The organism is Paraburkholderia sp. 31.1 (assembly GCF_014397645.1).
In the GTDB taxonomy this organism is placed as follows: Bacteria; Pseudomonadota; Gammaproteobacteria; order Burkholderiales; family Burkholderiaceae; genus Paraburkholderia; species Paraburkholderia tuberum.
Map to the genome: position 1 here is coordinate 35064 of NZ_VZQN01000023.1, position 15482 is coordinate 50545.

12 protein-coding genes, 2 tRNA genes and 1 pseudogene are annotated in these 15482 nt (G+C 65.8%); 10 read left to right on the forward strand and 5 right to left on the reverse strand.

From position 1 onward, the window contains the following. Nucleotides 1-644 precede the first annotated feature (644 nt). The 6 genes and pseudogenes from F6X37_RS18975 to F6X37_RS19000 form a co-directional block, all read left to right on the forward strand. A complete protein-coding gene (locus F6X37_RS18975) occupies nucleotides 645-3881 on the forward strand; it encodes a ribonuclease E/G (RefSeq protein WP_187612380.1) in 3237 nt (1078 codons plus the stop codon). A gap of 191 nt (nucleotides 3882-4072) precedes the next feature. Further along, nucleotides 4073-5182, forward strand: a complete 1110-nt coding sequence (gene moaA / locus F6X37_RS18980) for a GTP 3',8-cyclase MoaA (RefSeq protein ID WP_090801193.1) — start codon at nucleotides 4073-4075, stop codon at nucleotides 5180-5182. A gap of 11 nt (nucleotides 5183-5193) precedes the next feature. After that, on the forward strand, nucleotides 5194-5820 hold the full coding sequence (gene mobA / locus F6X37_RS18985) for a molybdenum cofactor guanylyltransferase MobA (RefSeq protein WP_090801195.1): 627 nt from the start codon (nucleotides 5194-5196) through the stop codon (nucleotides 5818-5820). 61 nt (nucleotides 5821-5881) lie between these two features. Then, nucleotides 5882-7198 (forward strand): gephyrin-like molybdotransferase Glp, encoded by a 1317-nt coding sequence (gene glp / locus F6X37_RS18990; protein ID WP_187612381.1) that lies wholly within the window; start codon nucleotides 5882-5884, stop codon nucleotides 7196-7198. Nucleotides 7199-7298: 100 nt separating this feature from the next. Further along, nucleotides 7299-7574: a hypothetical protein gene (locus F6X37_RS18995; RefSeq protein WP_008923126.1), complete on the forward strand. Its 276-nt coding sequence runs from the start codon at nucleotides 7299-7301 to the stop codon at nucleotides 7572-7574. A gap of 44 nt (nucleotides 7575-7618) precedes the next feature. Further along, nucleotides 7619-7729 (forward strand): annotated as a pseudogene (locus tag F6X37_RS19000) (GNAT family N-acetyltransferase); the annotation flags it as partial. An 18-nt stretch (nucleotides 7730-7747) separates the two neighbouring features. On the opposite strand, the gene F6X37_RS19005 reads toward F6X37_RS19000, so the two are convergent. The 5 genes from F6X37_RS19005 to pncB form a co-directional block, all read right to left on the reverse strand. Continuing rightward, nucleotides 7748-9196, reverse strand: coding sequence for a DNA recombination protein RmuC (locus F6X37_RS19005; RefSeq protein ID WP_187612382.1), 1449 nt, complete (start codon nucleotides 9194-9196; stop codon nucleotides 7748-7750). Beyond that, nucleotides 9193-10182 carry a 2-hydroxyacid dehydrogenase gene (locus tag F6X37_RS19010; protein WP_090801203.1) on the reverse strand — a complete coding sequence of 330 codons (990 nt, stop codon included), beginning with the start codon at nucleotides 10180-10182 and terminating at the stop codon, nucleotides 9193-9195. Before F6X37_RS19010 ends, F6X37_RS19005 begins: the two co-directional genes overlap by 4 nt. A 48-nt stretch (nucleotides 10183-10230) precedes the next feature. Further along, nucleotides 10231-11622, reverse strand: coding sequence for a sodium:proton antiporter (locus F6X37_RS19015; protein ID WP_262419969.1), 1392 nt, complete (start codon nucleotides 11620-11622; stop codon nucleotides 10231-10233). Nucleotides 11623-11761: 139 nt separating this feature from the next. After that, a complete protein-coding gene (locus F6X37_RS19020) occupies nucleotides 11762-12424 on the reverse strand; it encodes a lactate utilization protein C (RefSeq protein ID WP_187612384.1) in 663 nt (220 codons plus the stop codon). Nucleotides 12425-12609: 185 nt separating this feature from the next. Continuing rightward, nucleotides 12610-13806: a nicotinate phosphoribosyltransferase gene (pncB, locus tag F6X37_RS19025; protein WP_187612385.1), complete on the reverse strand. Its 1197-nt coding sequence runs from the start codon at nucleotides 13804-13806 to the stop codon at nucleotides 12610-12612. Nucleotides 13807-14097: 291 nt separating this feature from the next. On the opposite strand from pncB, the gene fdxA reads away from it, so the two are divergent. The 4 genes from fdxA to F6X37_RS19045 all read left to right on the forward strand — a co-directional run bounded on the left by fdxA (nucleotide 14098) and on the right by F6X37_RS19045 (nucleotide 15389). Continuing rightward, nucleotides 14098-14421, forward strand: coding sequence for a ferredoxin FdxA (gene fdxA, locus F6X37_RS19030; protein WP_090801209.1), 324 nt, complete (start codon nucleotides 14098-14100; stop codon nucleotides 14419-14421). Nucleotides 14422-14540: 119 nt separating this feature from the next. Next, nucleotides 14541-14616: transfer RNA gene (locus F6X37_RS19035), tRNA-Asn, on the forward strand. Between the two features lie 61 nt (nucleotides 14617-14677). Further along, nucleotides 14678-14753 (forward strand) — tRNA-Asn (locus F6X37_RS19040). Nucleotides 14754-14912: 159 nt separating this feature from the next. Further along, entirely contained in the window at nucleotides 14913-15389 is a 477-nt protein-coding gene (locus tag F6X37_RS19045; protein ID WP_187612386.1) for a CreA family protein, read from the forward strand. Nucleotides 15390-15482 lie beyond the last annotated feature (93 nt).

A 15482-nucleotide genomic window follows, 5' to 3' on the forward strand; every position in this document is an offset into this window, starting at 1 on the left:
ACCGTTATTTTACTTGCGCCGGGGTCTGGTTGCTCGCCCTGAAAATGAGATGCAACAAGTTGCACGCACGAAGTCAGCTCCCGGCAGGGACGGCGCCCGCAGGCGCGTTCGGTCAAGGTCGGCTTCGACGGTAACGGAATTTTGGTAAAAAAGAATTTAGCTTTCAGCTTCGTGATCCGGGTGGTATGACGCCCAGCTGGACGAAGCTGCAAGTCGCGAAAATACGGCGTGCGCCCAAGGCGTCTTGTAGAAAGTACAAGACATGGCGACGTCAAAAGAAGGCGAGACACCCCCAGCAGGAAAAGACGCGCCGCCTGCGCGAACTTCCCGTTGCGGCATGACCGCGGACTTCGGCCCTTCGCTCGCGCGCCCATTTGGCGCGCCGGCTTCAGAGGGCGAAGACTTATGAAGGTCTGCTGGCTAAACGCGGCGTGTCAGGCCATGATTTGAAGCCGTGTTCGCATGTGCCCTGCGGCACCGTGCCCGTTTTTTATCGGGCTGGGCCCTCTCAGGCAATTCTCCCGCCAGCTTTCCCGCTCCAGCGTGTTTGTGAAAACACAATAAGGCGCGGCACGCCTACTCTCCCCGCTCTCGCGACTGACAACCGAGCAGCTGGGCCGGCGAGGCCGCTCTGGAGCCGTTCAATGAAACGAATGTTGTTCAATGCGACGCAGCAGGAAGAGCTGCGCGTCGCCATCGTCGATGGGCAAAAACTCATCGACATCGATATCGAAACCGCCGGTCGCGAACAGCGCAAAGGCAATATTTACAAGGGCATCATCACGCGCATCGAGCCGTCGCTCGAGGCCTGCTTCGTCAACTACGGCGAAGACCGTCACGGCTTCCTGCCGTTCAAGGAAGTCGCCCGCCAGTACTTCCGCGATGGCGTCGACATGCGTTCCGCACGCATCCAGGACGCATTGAAGGAAGGTCAGGAACTGATCGTCCAGGTCGAAAAGGAAGAACGCGGCAACAAGGGCGCAGCCCTGACCACGTTCATCTCGCTCGCCGGCCGCTATCTGGTGCTGATGCCGAACAACCCGCGCGGCGGCGGCGTGTCGCGCCGGATCGAAGGCGACGACCGTCAGGAACTGCGCGAAACCATGGCGCAGCTGCAACTGCCGGAAGGCATGAGCATCATCGCGCGCACGGCCGGCATCGGCCGCAGCGCCGAAGAGCTGCAGTGGGACCTGAACTACCTGATGCAGCTGTGGCGCGCAATCGAAGCCGCGTCGCAAAGTGGCACGGCCGGCCAGCCGATGCTGATCTATCTCGAATCGAGCCTCGTGATCCGCGCGATTCGCGACTACTTCCAGCCCGATATCGGCGAAATCCTGATCGACACGACCGAAATCCATGACCAGGCCCGCGCCTTCATGGACATCGTGATGCCGGACAACGTCGGCAAGGTAAAGCGCTACCACGACGACGTGCCGCTCTTCTCGCGCTTCCAGATCGAGCACCAGATCGAAACCGCGTACTCGCGCACCGTGCCGCTGCCGTCGGGCGGCGCGATCGTCATCGATCACACCGAAGCGCTCGTCGCGATCGACGTGAACTCGGCGCGCGCCACCAAAGGCGCGGACATCGAGGAAACGGCCGCGCGCACGAACCTCGAAGCCGCCGACGAAGTCGCTCGCCAGCTGCGTCTGCGCGACCTGGGCGGCCTGATCGTGATCGACTTCATCGACATGGAATCGGCCAAGAGCCAGCGCGAAGTCGAACAGCGCCTGAAAGACGCGCTCAAGCACGACCGCGCCCGCGTCCAGATGGGCAAGATCTCGCGCTTCGGCCTCATGGAGCTGTCGCGTCAGCGTCTGCGTCCGGCGCTGTCGGAAGGCAGCCACGTCACGTGTCCGCGCTGTAACGGCACGGGCCACATCCGCGATACCGAATCGTCCGCGCTGCAAGTGCTGCGGATCATTCAGGAAGAAGCGATGAAGGAAAACACCGCGGCGATCCACTGCCAGGTGCCGGTCGAAGTGACCGCCTTCCTGTTGAACGAGAAGCGCGCCGAAATCAACAAGATCGAGTCGCGTTTCAAGGTCAACGTCGTGCTGATCCCGAACAAGCACCTCGACACGCCGCACTACAAGCTCGAGCGTCTGCGTCACGACGACGCGCGCCTCGACGAGCCGCGTGCATCGTGGAAGATGGCCGAAGAAGCGGCCCGCGAACTCGAATCGGAAACCGGCTACAGCAAGCGCGCTGAGGAAGTGAAGCCGAAGCAGGAAGCGGCGGTCAAGGGCATCACGCCCGAGAAGCCGGCTCCGAGCGCGCCGGCCCGCCCGGCGGCCATCCCCGCTCCGGTCGCGGTGACGCCGGCCAGTGGCGGCTTCATCGGCTGGCTGAAGAATCTGTTCGGCATGCAGCCGGCTGCTCCGGCACCCGCCGCGCCGGCCACCACCGACAAGCAGGCTCGTCCGCAACGCGGCGAGCGCACCGAGCGCGGTGAGCGCACGGGCGAGCGCGGCGGCGATCGCAACCGCAATCGCCGTGGCGGCGCAGGCGGTCGCGACGCGGCAGCGCGTGGCGAAGGCGTGACCGGCGGCCGTCAGGCGCAAGGTCAGCAGCCGTCGCCGCGTCGCGAGGAACGCGAAGGCCGCGAGGCACGCGAGGGCCGCGAACCGCGCGCGCCGCGTGAGCAACGCGAACCGCGTGAGGCCCGTGAAGGCCGTGAACCGCGTGAGGCTCGCGAGCCGCGTGAAGCGCGTGAGCCGCGCGAGGCTCGCGAACGCGACACCCGCGGCGCCGAGCGCGCGGAAGCCGTCGAAGGCACGGCACGCGGTGAGCGTCGCGAGCGTGGCGAGCGCGCTGAACGCGTCGAGCGTGGCGAGCGTCGCAAGCCGCAGGCGGAAGTCGCCTCGGCGCTGACGCAAACCGACACGCAAGCTGCCGACGAACTGGCGCGCAACCGCGCCGCAGCGGGTGAAAACGGCGTGCCGGTCGATCAGGAAACAGTCGCACGTGACGGCGAAGAGCGTCGTCGTCGCCGCCGCGGCCGTCGTGGTGGTCGTCGCGAGCGCGAAGAGGACGTGAATGGCAATCTCGCGGCGGATGTCGCGGAAGCAGAAGGCGACAACGTTGCCGCCAGCGACGAAGCGCCGCTGCGCGCCCAGCAGCCGGTCGAGCACACGCCTGCAGCCAGCGAAGCGAAGGAAGTGACCCCGGTCGAAGTGGTGGTCGCCGCTGTCGCAACGGAAAGCGCCGTCGTGGCCGAACTGCATGCGGCAGCCGAAACGCCGGCTCTCGCCGCGGAAAATGCCGCGAAGACCGAAAAGGTCGTGCCGGTCGAAGAGGCCCCGGCGGCGTCCATCGAACCCGTGGCGGCGGAGCCGGCTATCGAAGCGCCAGCGCAGGCAGAGCAAGCCGCGTCGGCCGCGAGCGAACCGGTTACGCCGGCCGCTTCGGTCGAACCCGCCGCGCATGCCGTATCCCCAGCAGTCGAGCCGGCCCTGGAAGTGCAGCCGACCGTCCCGACCGAACCGCGAGCCGTCCCGGCTGCGCTCGACACCGCGGCTCCGGCCACGATCGTCGAGGCACCGGCAGCCGTGCCGGCACAGCAGGCCGAAATCGTCGAGCCGCAACCGGTCGTCGCAACGGAACCGGCCGTGGTCGAACCGGCGCCCGTCGCCGCGGCCCCGCAGCCGGCCCCCGTCCGCAGCGCAGCCCCCGCCGCCGCGTCGGCCGACGCCTTGCAGCCGATCCTCGAGCAGGCTGGCCTGATCTGGGTGAACACCGACGCCGACAAGCTGCGTGCCGCGCAGGAAGCGGCGGCGCAGACGGTCAAGCCGCCGCGCGTGATCCGTGAGCGCAAGGCGCTGCCGCCAGACGACCACGCGCCGATGCAACAGGTCGAAACGATCAAGCATCCGCAGTAAGCCGCGTCGTTGTTCGTGAAAAAGCCCGCCCTTTCCGGCGGGCTTTTTCTTTAGGCGGTCATTTGTCGCCGCGAGCCGCGCCGCGCCGCTCCCCGTATACCCCGACAACGTCCGTCGCGCATCTGCCGCCACCGGCATTTCCGATAGAATCAAATCATCCCCGTCCGTTAAAGCACCTCACGAAGCATTTCATGTCACGACGCATCATCCCTGTTGCCGATCTCAGCGCGGCGCCGGTCATCACCGGCCCAGTGCAGACACCTAGCGGCGTGCTGCACGATGCGCTCGCGCGTCCGCTGCACGATCTGCGCATCTCGGTGACGGACCGCTGCAACTTCCGCTGCGTGTATTGCATGCCGCGCGCAGTGTTCGACAAGGACTATGCTTTCCTGCCGCACAGCGCGTTGTTGAGTTTCGAGGAGATCGAGCGGCTCGCGCAGTTGTTCGTCGCGCATGGCGTCGAGAAAATTCGCCTGACCGGCGGCGAGCCGTTACTGCGCAAAAACCTCGAATTCCTGGTCGACCGGCTCGCCCGGTTGACCACGCCTGCGGGCCGTCCGCTCGATCTCACGCTGACCACCAACGGCTCGCTGCTCGCGCGCAAGGCGCGCAGCCTGAAGGACGCCGGCCTCACGCGCGTGACCGTCAGCCTCGATGCGCTCGACGACGCGCTGTTCCGCCGCATGAACGACGCCGACTTCGCGGTCGCCGACGTGCTCGATGGCATCGCCGCCGCGCACGCGGTCGGACTCGCGCCGGTCAAAGTAAATATGGTCGTCAAACGCGGTACCAACGACGGCGAAATCGTCCCCATGGCGCGTCATTTCAAAGGCACGGGCGCGGTGCTGCGCTTCATCGAGTACATGGACGTCGGCACCTCGAACGGCTGGAACATGACCGAAGTGCTGCCTTCCGCCGAGGTAGTCACGCGCATCGCCGAGCATTTCCCGCTGGTGCCGCTCGAAGCGCACAGCGCGGCCGAAACTGCGCAACGCTGGGGTTATGTCGACGGCGGCGGCGAGATCGGCGTCATTTCGAGCGTCACCCGCGCGTTCTGCGGCAATTGCACGCGCGCGCGTTTGTCGACCGAGGGCAAGTTATACCTGTGCCTGTTCGCATCGACCGGACATGACCTGCGCGCGCTGTTGCGCGGCGGTGCGAGCGATGCCGGGATCGCCACCGCCATCGCCGAAATCTGGCAGGGCCGCGGCGACCGCTACTCGCAGCTGCGCGGCAGCCAGCCGGCCGATCAGGGCGAGCCGGCCAAGCGTCGCGTCGAAATGTCCTACATCGGCGGCTGAGCGGCCGACGCATGTCCATCCCCCGCGAACAGATCACTGGCCTCGTGCTCGCGGGCGGGCGCGGCACGCGCATGGGCGGCGTCGACAAGGGGTTGCAGCCGCTGCACGGCGAACCGCTCGCCGCTCACGTGCTGCGGCGCCTCGCGCCGCAGACCGGCCCGCTGATGATCAGCGCGAACCGCCATCCCGACACCTATGCGGCGCTCGGCGCGCCATATCGCGCAACGCTCGTCGCCGACACCCTCCCCGACTTTCCCGGCCCGCTCGCCGGCATGCTCGCCGGACTGCGCGCCGCCGGCACGGCGTACCTGCTGAGCGCGCCCTGCGATTCGCCGTGGCTACCGGCCGACCTTGCCGCGCGCCTCGCGGATGCGCTCGACGCGAACCACGCCGACATCGCAACGGTCACCACCGTCGATACCGGTGGAGAAACCTCCCTGCACCCGGTATTCGCGCTGATGCGCACCGCCGTCGCGGACGACCTGGCCGCGTTTCTGGCCTCCGGCGAGCGCAAGGTCCGCGCGTGGTACGCGCGCCACAAGACGGTCGAAGTCGTCTTTGCCGACGAGCGCGCGTTCTACAATGCCAACTCGTTACAAGAACTCGCCGACCTCGAACGCAATCGGGGCCCCGGCTGACATCCGCTCCGGCCGCACGGCAACAGCCGCACCCGTCACCGGTCGCGACGCCCAGCCATTCATGACCACGCTCAACGACTTTTCCCGCTGCGTCGCGCAGTACGATCCTCATGCGCTACCCGTCCCGGCCGCTCAGGCGATCGTCCGGCAGTGGGCGACGCCGGTCGCGGCCGTCGAGCGCCTGGCGTTGCGCGATGCACTCGACCGCGTGCTAGCCGCCGACATCGTGTCGCCGATCGACGTGCCCGCGCACGACAACTCCGCGATGGACGGCTACGCGTTCAATCACGCGGCGCTCGCGGCCGCTATGCGAGGCGGCGCGGACAGCGTCGAGCTGACGGTCGCCGGCAAGGCGCTCGCCGGTCATCCGTTCGCGGGCCGCGTCGCGGCGAACCAGTGCGTGCGCGTGATGACGGGCGCCTGCATGCCTGCCGGTTGCGACACCGTCGTGCCGCAGGAACAGGTGGAGCGCGACGGTGCGGATTCCACGTCGATCCGCTTCGCCGCCAGCGCGGCGGCGGCGGGTGCGAACCGCCGCCGCGCCGGCGAAGATCTCGCGCGCGGCCACGTCGCGCTGCATGCCGGCCGCATCGTGCGCGCGTCGGACCTCGGCCTGCTCGCGTCGCTCGGCATTGGCGAAGTCAGCGTGCGGCGGCGTTTGCGCGTCGCGTTCTTTTCGACCGGCGACGAACTGCGCTCGCTCGGCGAGCCGCTCGACGCGGGCTCGGTTTACGACAGCAACCGCTACACGCTGTTTGCGATGCTGCGGCACCTGAACATCGACGCGCTCGATCTCGGCGTCGTGCGTGACGAGCCGGCCGCGCTCGAAGCCGCGCTGCGCAGTGCCGCGGCCAACGCCGACGTGGTGCTGACTTCGGGCGGCGTGTCGGTGGGCGAAGCGGACTTCACGAAGCAGCTGCTACAGACCTTCGGCGACGTCGCCTTCTGGAGTCTCGCGATGCGCCCCGGCCGGCCGCTCGCGTTCGGCCGCCTGTGGTCCGGCGCACATCCCGGGCTCGGCAAACCTGCGCTATTCTTCGGCCTGCCCGGCAATCCGGTCGCCGTGATGGTGACGTTCTATCAGATCGTGCGCGAAGCGCTGCTGCTGATGGCCGGCGCGACGCCGCGGCCGCTGCCGGTGATTCACGCGACGAGCCGCGTGGCGGTGGGCAAGCGCGCGGGCCGCACCGAATTCCAGCGCGGCATCGCCGAACAGGACGCGCACGGACACTGGCATGTGAGCCCGACCGGGTCGCAAAGCTCAGGCGTGCTGAGCTCGATGAGCGAAGCGAACTGCTTCATCGTGCTCGGCCACGACGAGGGCGACATCGACGTCGGCGATCGCGTGTCGATCATGCTGTTCGACGGTCTCATCTGACGTTCCAGGCGGCGCATCGATCGCACGACATCGGCACCACAGCAGCACTTCATCGACACGCCACCCACTATCACTACTACGACACACGGGTTTGACTTACATGAAAAAACAGATCTCGTTCATCGCACCGGGACAGACGGCCAAAGCGCTGATTCTCGTGTATCTGACGTTCTCGGTGCCGATCGTGCTGCTCGGCGTGGTGGTCGCGTTCGTGCGCTATGGCTCGGTCGAGCTGAGCACGGTGTTCAGCGCGCTGCTGCTGAACGCGATCCTCGGCTTCGTGCTGTTGTGGATCGCGTGCCACGCCTACAACTGGGTCGCGTCGCGCTTCGGTGGTATCGAAATCCATCTGGCCGACGCACCGGAAGAAGCGTAATGCCCGCGACGATCCGCGCCGCCAAGCCCGCGGATACCGGCGCGAATCAGCCGGCGATCAGCTTCTATCAGAAGATGGGGGCGACGGTGTTGCCGGACTGGCGCGTCGTGCGCGTGACGGGCGATGCGCTGGTGCGGCTGGCTGCAAGGGCGTGAATTCCAGCGCCTCGCCCCTCATTGCTCATCAGGCTCCACATTCGACAGCGCATCGCCGAGCAACCCGCTCGCCTCGTCGCCCGGTAACGCCTCGACGTCGCGCAGCTTGCGGTTCATCATGCGCGTGCGCGTTTCCGCGGCCTCGATCGAACGTGTGACGGTTTCGAGCTGCGCCTTGGTCTTCGCGAGCACGTCGCCGAATTTGCCGAACTCCGTCTTCACCGCGCCGAGTACCTGCCACACCTCGCTCGAACGCTTTTCGATCGCGAGCGTGCGGAAACCCATCTGCAGACTATTGAGCAACGCGGTCAGCGTGGTCGGCCCCGCAATCGTCACGCGATAGTCCCGCTGCAGCAGATCCGTGAGTCCCGGTCGGCGCAGCACTTCCGCGTACAGGCCTTCGGTCGGCAGGAACAGCAGCGCGAAGTCGGTCGTATGCGGCGGCGCCACGTACTTCTCCGCGATCGTGCGCGCCTCCGCGCGAATTCGCACTTCGAGCGCGCGCGATGCTTCCTCGACCGCGACCGGATCGGCGCGCTCCTGCGCTTCGATCAGCCGCTCGTAGTCCTCGCGCGGGAATTTGGCGTCGATCGGCAGCCATACCGGCGTATTCGCGCCGCCGGGCTCCGGCCGCCCCGGCAGACGAATCGCGAACTCCACGCGATCGGCGCTCTTCGGCACCGTCGCGACGTTCTTCGCGTATTGATCGACGGTCAGCACTTGTTCGAGCAAGGCTTCGAGCTGCACTTCGCCCCACGTGCCGCGCGTCTTCACGTTGGTCAGCACGCGCTTCAGATCGCCGACGCCGGCCGCCAGCGTCTGCATTTCACCGAGGCCGCGATGCACCTGTTCGAGCCGGTCGGACACGAGCTTGAACGACTCGCCGAGACGCTGCTCAAGCGTTGCGTGCAGTTTTTCGTCCACGGTGCGGCGCATTTCCTCGAGCCGCGTCGCGTTGTTCGCCTCGATGTCCTTCAGACGCTGCTCGATCGTCGCGCGCACTTCGGCGAAGCGCCGGTCGTTCGCCTCGGTTAGTTGCCCGAGTTGCAGGCTCAGCGTGTCGCCGAACTGCTTCAGCGAGCGGCCCTGCTCGTCGCGCGCCTGCTGCGCCTGTGCCTGCAGGCTGTGACGCACGGCGTCGAGCTGTTGCGCGAAGCCGTCGATCTTGCCGCCCTGCACCGTCGTCATGCTGCTGAACTGCGCGGCGAGCGTCTGCTGAAAATGCGCGAAGCCGCTGCTTTGCTCGGTGCGCGACACGCGCGCGGTCTCGGCGATGTCGTTGCGCAGTTGCCGCTCGAGCCGCTCGGCGGTATGCGCCTGCGCGTCGACGACGGCATCGACGCGTTCGTTCAGCATCTCGAACTGTTCGCGCTGCTCCGGGCGGTCGTGACCGCGTAGCAGCAAGGCCAGTGCGATCACGAGGGCAACCGCCAGCACCGCGACGGCCGCCACCAGAATCATTGTCATGAACGCGCCTTGCCGATCACGTCGGGGTTGATCGGATTCGGCGGCTGACCGGCGCGCGGTCCTGCGCCGAGGCCGGCGATCAGGTTGTCCGCGGCGAGATTGGCCATGGCGCGGCGCGTGGTTTCGGTCGCGCTCGCGATGTGCGGCGTCAGCACGACGTTCGGCACGTTCAGCAGCGCCGGGTGCAGCTGCGGCTCGCCTTCGAACACATCCAGACCGGCCGCCGCGATGCGCCTGTCACGCAGCGCGTCGGCCAACGCCGCATCGTCGACGATGCCGCCGCGCGCGATGTTGGTGAGCGTCGCGCTCGGCTTCATCAGCGCCAGTTCGGCCGCGCCGATCGTGTGGTGGTTGCCTTTGTTGTACGGCAGCACCAGCACGACGTGGTCGGCGCGCCGCAGCAGATCCTCTTTCGACACGTACTCCGCGTTCAGCTCGGCCTCGATTTGCGGCGCGACGCGCGAGCGATTGTGATAGATGACCCGCATGTTGAAGCCCTGCGCGCGCCGCGCGAGCGCCTGGCCGATGCGGCCCATGCCGATCACGCCGAGCGTCGAACCGTATAGGTCGCTGCCGAGGAAGCCATCGTAGCTCCACTTCTGCCAATGTCCGGCGCGCAGCCAGTGCTCCGATTCGGCGATGCGGCGCGCGGCGGCCATCATCAGCGCCCAGCCGAAATCGGCGGTCGATTCGTTCAGCACGTCCGGCGTGTTGGTGCCGAGTACGTTCGCCGCGTTGAACGCGGCCATGTCGAAGTTGTTGTAGCCGACCGCCATGTTCGACACGACGCGCAGACGCGGCGCCGCGGCGAGCACGCCCGCGTCGATCATCTCGCCGGCCGTCAGCGCGCCGTCCTTGTCCGCGAGACGGCGCTTCAGTTCGTCGGCGGGCAACACGTCGCCCTCGTTCCAGTCGACGTCGAAGTACTGCTTGAGCCGGTCGATCACGTCGGGAAAGATCGAACGGGCAACGAGGATTTTCTGCAATGCAAGTCTCCGTATCGCACGTCGAGGGATTGTCTCGGCGTTGCAGAGTCAGCGTTCAAAAAAGAGCCAGCCGGTCAGCGCGAACAACGGCAGCAGCACCGCGCCGGACCAGCCCAGATACGCAAAAAAGCTCGGCATGCGCACGCCGCGCGATTGCGCGATCGCCTTCACCATGAAGTTCGGCGCGTTGCCGATGTAGGTGTTCGCGCCCATGAACACGGCGCCGGCCGAAATCGCCGCGAGCGTGGTCGCGCCGGTGGTCATCAAGGTCTGCGCATCGCCGCCGGCCAGGTTGAAGAACACGAGGTAGGTCGGCGCGTTGTCGAGAAACGAAGATAGCAGGCCGGTCGCCCAGAAGTACATGATGTCGCGCGGCTCGCCTGACGGATCATTGACCAGATGGACGATGCCCGCGAACGCGCCGGCTTCTCCCGCGCGCAGGATCATGATGACCGGCACGATCGTCACGAAGATGCCGGCGAACAGTTTGGCGACTTCCTCGATCGGCGCCCAGTTGAAGTCGTTGCCCGCGCGGGCCGCGCGCGGTGTCCACGCGAGCGATAGCAGCGTGACGACGATCAGCGCGGCGTCGCGCACGATGTTTTGCAACGCGACGTGCGTGCCGAGCACGTCGAATGTGATTTGCGGGCGCCACAGTCCGCTCATCAGCACGAACGCGATCAGCGCGGCGAGCAGCACGAAATTGATCTTGCCGTCGATGCCGAGCGGCGCGCCGTCGGGCGTCGGATCGAGGAAAGCTGAACGCACCTCCTCGCGCTGGTGAAAGTAGTACGAGTCGAGCGCATAGAACGCGGCGAGCAGCATGCCGCTCACGAACAGCATCGGCCGCGCGAGATGCGTGGTGGTCCAGAAAAAGCTCACGCCTTCGAGAAAACCGAGGAACAGCGGCGGGTCGCCGAGCGGCGACAGCGCGCCACCGACGTTCGCGACGAGGAAGATGAAGAACACGACCACGTGGGTCACGTGGCGGCGATTGTCGTTTGCGCGCAGCAACGGGCGGATCAGCAGCATCGCCGCGCCGGTCGTACCCATCACGCTCGCGAGCAAGGTGCCGAGCGCGAGAATCGCGGTGTTCAGACGCGGTGTGCCATGCAGGTTGCCGCGCACGCAGATGCCGCCCGCGACGGTATAGAGCGCGGTCAGCAGGATGATGAACGGGATGTACTCGTCGAGCATGGCATGCGCGAGCGCGCCGAGCGCCGCGCTCGCGCCGAAGCTCACGGCAAGCGGCACGATGAACGCGAGCGCCCACGCCGCGGCGATCTTGCCGAAGTGGTGATGCCAGAGGGCTGGCGCGATCAGCGGAAGGATCGCGATCGACAGCAGCACACCCGCGAAGGGCAAGCCCCACAACGCCGACAAGCGCGCGCCGTCGAGGAGCGTCTCAGCCTGCACGGACGGCGAGCACAGCGCAAGCATCGACGCAACGGCGAGCCACCGGCCCGCGCGGCCGGCCTGCGAATTCATGCCGATACAGGCCGCGCGACGGCTTGCAACCGCACGCACGACAGATAACGCGTGTGTCGCGTATGCGCTGGCACGCCGCCGCGCGACGCGTTCAAGCATCCTGCACGACGATCGCATGCACCCGGTAGGGGCCGTGCGCGCCCAGCACGATGGTCTGCTCGATGTCGCCGGTGCGCGATGGTCCCGACACGAAATTGACCGCGCGCGGCAGCTCGCCGCGTTCCTTGCGGATCAGGTCGAACGCCTCTTCATGACCCGCGACGATCCGCGAGCCCGGCACGATCGCGATGTGCGTCTCCGGCAGCAGCCCGGCCGACGCATACGTCTCGGGACCGGACAGCAACACGAGCGTGCCGGTCTCCGCGGTCGCGCAGAAACAGCCGGTGAGACCGACCACGTCATTGTCTTGCGGTTTGCGATATTCGACGGCGAGGCCGGCTGCGGCCCACGGCAGATCGCGCAGCGTTTGCCACGCGATGGCCTGCAACGGCAAACCGTGTTGCGTCAGATAGCGATGCGCGGCGGCGGGTACATCGGCGAAGGTCTGAACGGTGTCGACAGTACTCGCCATTTTCTGCGCTTCCTCGATGAAGCGCGCGCGCAGATCGGTGGGCATGTCCGGACGCGGGCCGGCCGGATGACGCGCGAGATAGTCCGCCGCGGCTTCGCGCTCGGCGGCGCTCGGTTCGGGCTCGCGCCCTTGCGCGGCGCGGACGCGCGCTAGGATGTTGCGGCGGGCAATCGATGTGTCCATGGGCGAAATCCTCGTGTCGACGGCCGTGCGATATGGCGAGGATTATACCGGCCGCGCTCCGCGCGAACACCCTGGCCGAACGACATATTGCCGCCAGTCGATAGCGCGGCGACACTGTTCGCCGTGCCCCGAACGCGAGCAGATCATGGTCAGGCGATGAACCGAAAAGCAGTCCGCAAAGCGCGCTACCTGGCCGCCTCTTCTTCCGGCTGCGCGATGCCGAACACCTGGCGCAGATACGCGAGATACGCCTTGTCCTCGCACATGTTCTTGCCCGGCGAGTCCGACAATTTCGCGACCGGCTGACCGTTGCAACGAACCATCTTGATCACGATCTGCAGCGGGTTGTAGCCGAGGTCGTTGGTCAGATTGGTGCCCACGCCGAACGCGAGCTTGCAGCGGCCGCGGAAGCGCTCGTATAGCTGCAGCACCTTCGGGATGTCGAGCGCGTCGGAGAACACGAGGACCTTGGTGCGCGGGTCGCAACGATTCGCCTCGTAGTGTTTGAGCAGGCGCTCGCCCCAGTCGAATGGGTCGCCGGAATCGTGGCGAGCGCCGTCGAACAGCTTGCAGAAGTACATGTCGAAGTCGCGCAGGAACGCCTGCATGCCGTACACGTCGGAGAGCGCGATCCCGAGGTCGCCGCGATATTCCTTCGCCCACATCTCGAAGCCGAAGATCTGCGAGTCGCGCAACCGCGGACCGAGCGCCTGGCAAGCCTGCAGGTACTCGTGCGCCATCGTGCCGAGCGGTGTCAGGCTGTGCTTCATCGCGTAGAAGACGTTGCTCGTGCCGGCGAACTGCTCGCCGAGACCGTCCTTCAGCGTGAGGATCACTTCCTCGTGCCACTGCTTCGAGAAGCGGCGGCGCGTGCCGTAATCGGCGATCTTGCAGTCGGCGAACTCCGGACGAGCGCCGAGCAGTTGAATCTTGTCGAGCAGACGGCCACGGCCTACGTGATAGTCGGGCGTTTGCTGGGTGTTGCGGAAATAGACTTCGTTGACGATCGCGAGCACCGGAATTTCGAAGAGGATCGTATGCAGCCACGGCCCCTTGATGTCGATGTCGATTTCGCCATTGCCCTTCGGCGACGGCGTGATCGAAATGTACTTCTCGTTCAGATGGAACAACGCGAGGAACTCGATGAAGTCGCCCTTGATGAAGCGCATGCGGCGCAGGTAGTCGAGTTCGTCGTCGGTGAAACGCAGTTCGCAGAGCTTGCGCACTTCGTCGCGAATCTCGTCGACGTACGGCACCAGATCGACGTTCGGCGTGCGGCAGCGGAAGCGGTACTCCACGTTGGCGGCGGGGAAGTGATGCAACACCACCTGCATCATCGTGAACTTGTACAGATCGGTATCGAGCAGCGAAGTAATAATCATGATGGTACGAACTGGACCGCTGAAAAAACGAAAAGGGCTCACTGCACCCTTGCAACGGACGCGCTGAGCCGAGCGGCGCGCCAACCTGATGCATGTTACCCGAATGCGTCTGCATCCAGCGTGCCACCGGGCCTTCGCCGCCATTGCGCGGCCGCTCGCGGCACCCCATAAACTAATCACAAAAACATATAAGACGCACGGCCCGATGCTTTATGCGCCTGTTGACGTTACGTTACAATAGTGCTTTTGGCGTCCGCGCCCTCCCCGATTCCGCATGCAGGAGCTGCCTGAATGACTCACGTTGTGACCGAAAGCTGCATCAAGTGCCGCTATACCGACTGCGTCGATGTGTGCCCGGTGGACTGCTTTCGCGAAGGTCCCAACTTCCTCGCGATCGACCCCGATGAATGCATCGACTGCGCCGTGTGCGTGGCCGAGTGCCCGGTGAACGCCATCTATGCCGAAGAAGACGTGCCGGGCGACCAGCAGGACTTCATCGCGCTGAACGCCGACCTGGCGAAAGCGTGGCCGAGCATCACGAAGACCAAGGCACCGCTGCCGGAAGCCGAGGAATTCAAGGATGTGAAGGAAAAGCTCGCGCTGCTCGCGCGCTGAGCGCGAGCCGCCTGTCACCTGCCTTGGCCGTTCAGATTCAGTATCAGGATGAACGCCGAGGTATTGACAGACGTTTCAGCTGCCTCTAAAATTTCGTTTCTCTGCTGTTGTTGTTCTGTTCCTCGATAGCTCAGTCGGTAGAGCGCCGGACTGTTAATCCGTAGGTCCCTGGTTCGAGCCCAGGTCGAGGAGCCAAGAATTGCAAAAGCCCGTTAATCAGACGGGTTTTTTTATGTAGATCAAGTTGTACTGCTGTTCCTCGATAGCTCAGTCGGTAGAGCGCCGGACTGTTAATCCGTAGGTCCCTGGTTCGAGCCCAGGTCGAGGAGCCAAAAATTTTGAAAGGCCCGCATCCATGCGGGCCTTTTTGTTTTTGTGCCACGATGGACAGCCTCACGCGCGCCGCGCGCCGTTATACGATGGCGACTTCACGGCGCACGTTTCGCCCCGCTCTGGCGCTGGCCCACTCCAGACACTCAACCGGCACGCTCATGAAATCCACCTCGCTACGCATCGCGCTCGCGGCCGTCGGCGCCCTGCTGCTTTCTTCGGCGCGCGGCGAAGAAATCGCCAGCGTCAATACGAATTTTCACATTACCGGCTCCGACCGCGTGGTCGTGGAGGCCTATGACGATCCCATCGTGCAAGGCGTCACCTGCTACGTGTCGCGGGCGCGCACGGGCGGCGTCAAAGGCACGCTCGGCATCGCCGAAGATCCGACCGAGGCGTCGATCGCGTGCCGCCAGGTCGGGGAGTTGCATTTCACCGGCCCCGTCAAGCAGAAGGACGACGTGTTCTCGGTCAGCATGTCGCTGATCTTCAAGTCGCTGCACGTGGTGCGCGTGGTCGACACGAAGCGCAACGCCCTGGTCTATCTGACCTACAGCGACCGCGTCGTCAGCGGCAGCGCGAAAAACAGCGTGAGCGCCGTGCCGATGCCCACTGGCACGACGATTCCGGTCAAGTAAGGGCAAGTCAGGACAAGTACCGGCAATCGACGGCACCAGCGGCACGCGGCGCGGCGCTGCACACCCGCCGCCGTCCCCGACAACGACGCGTTA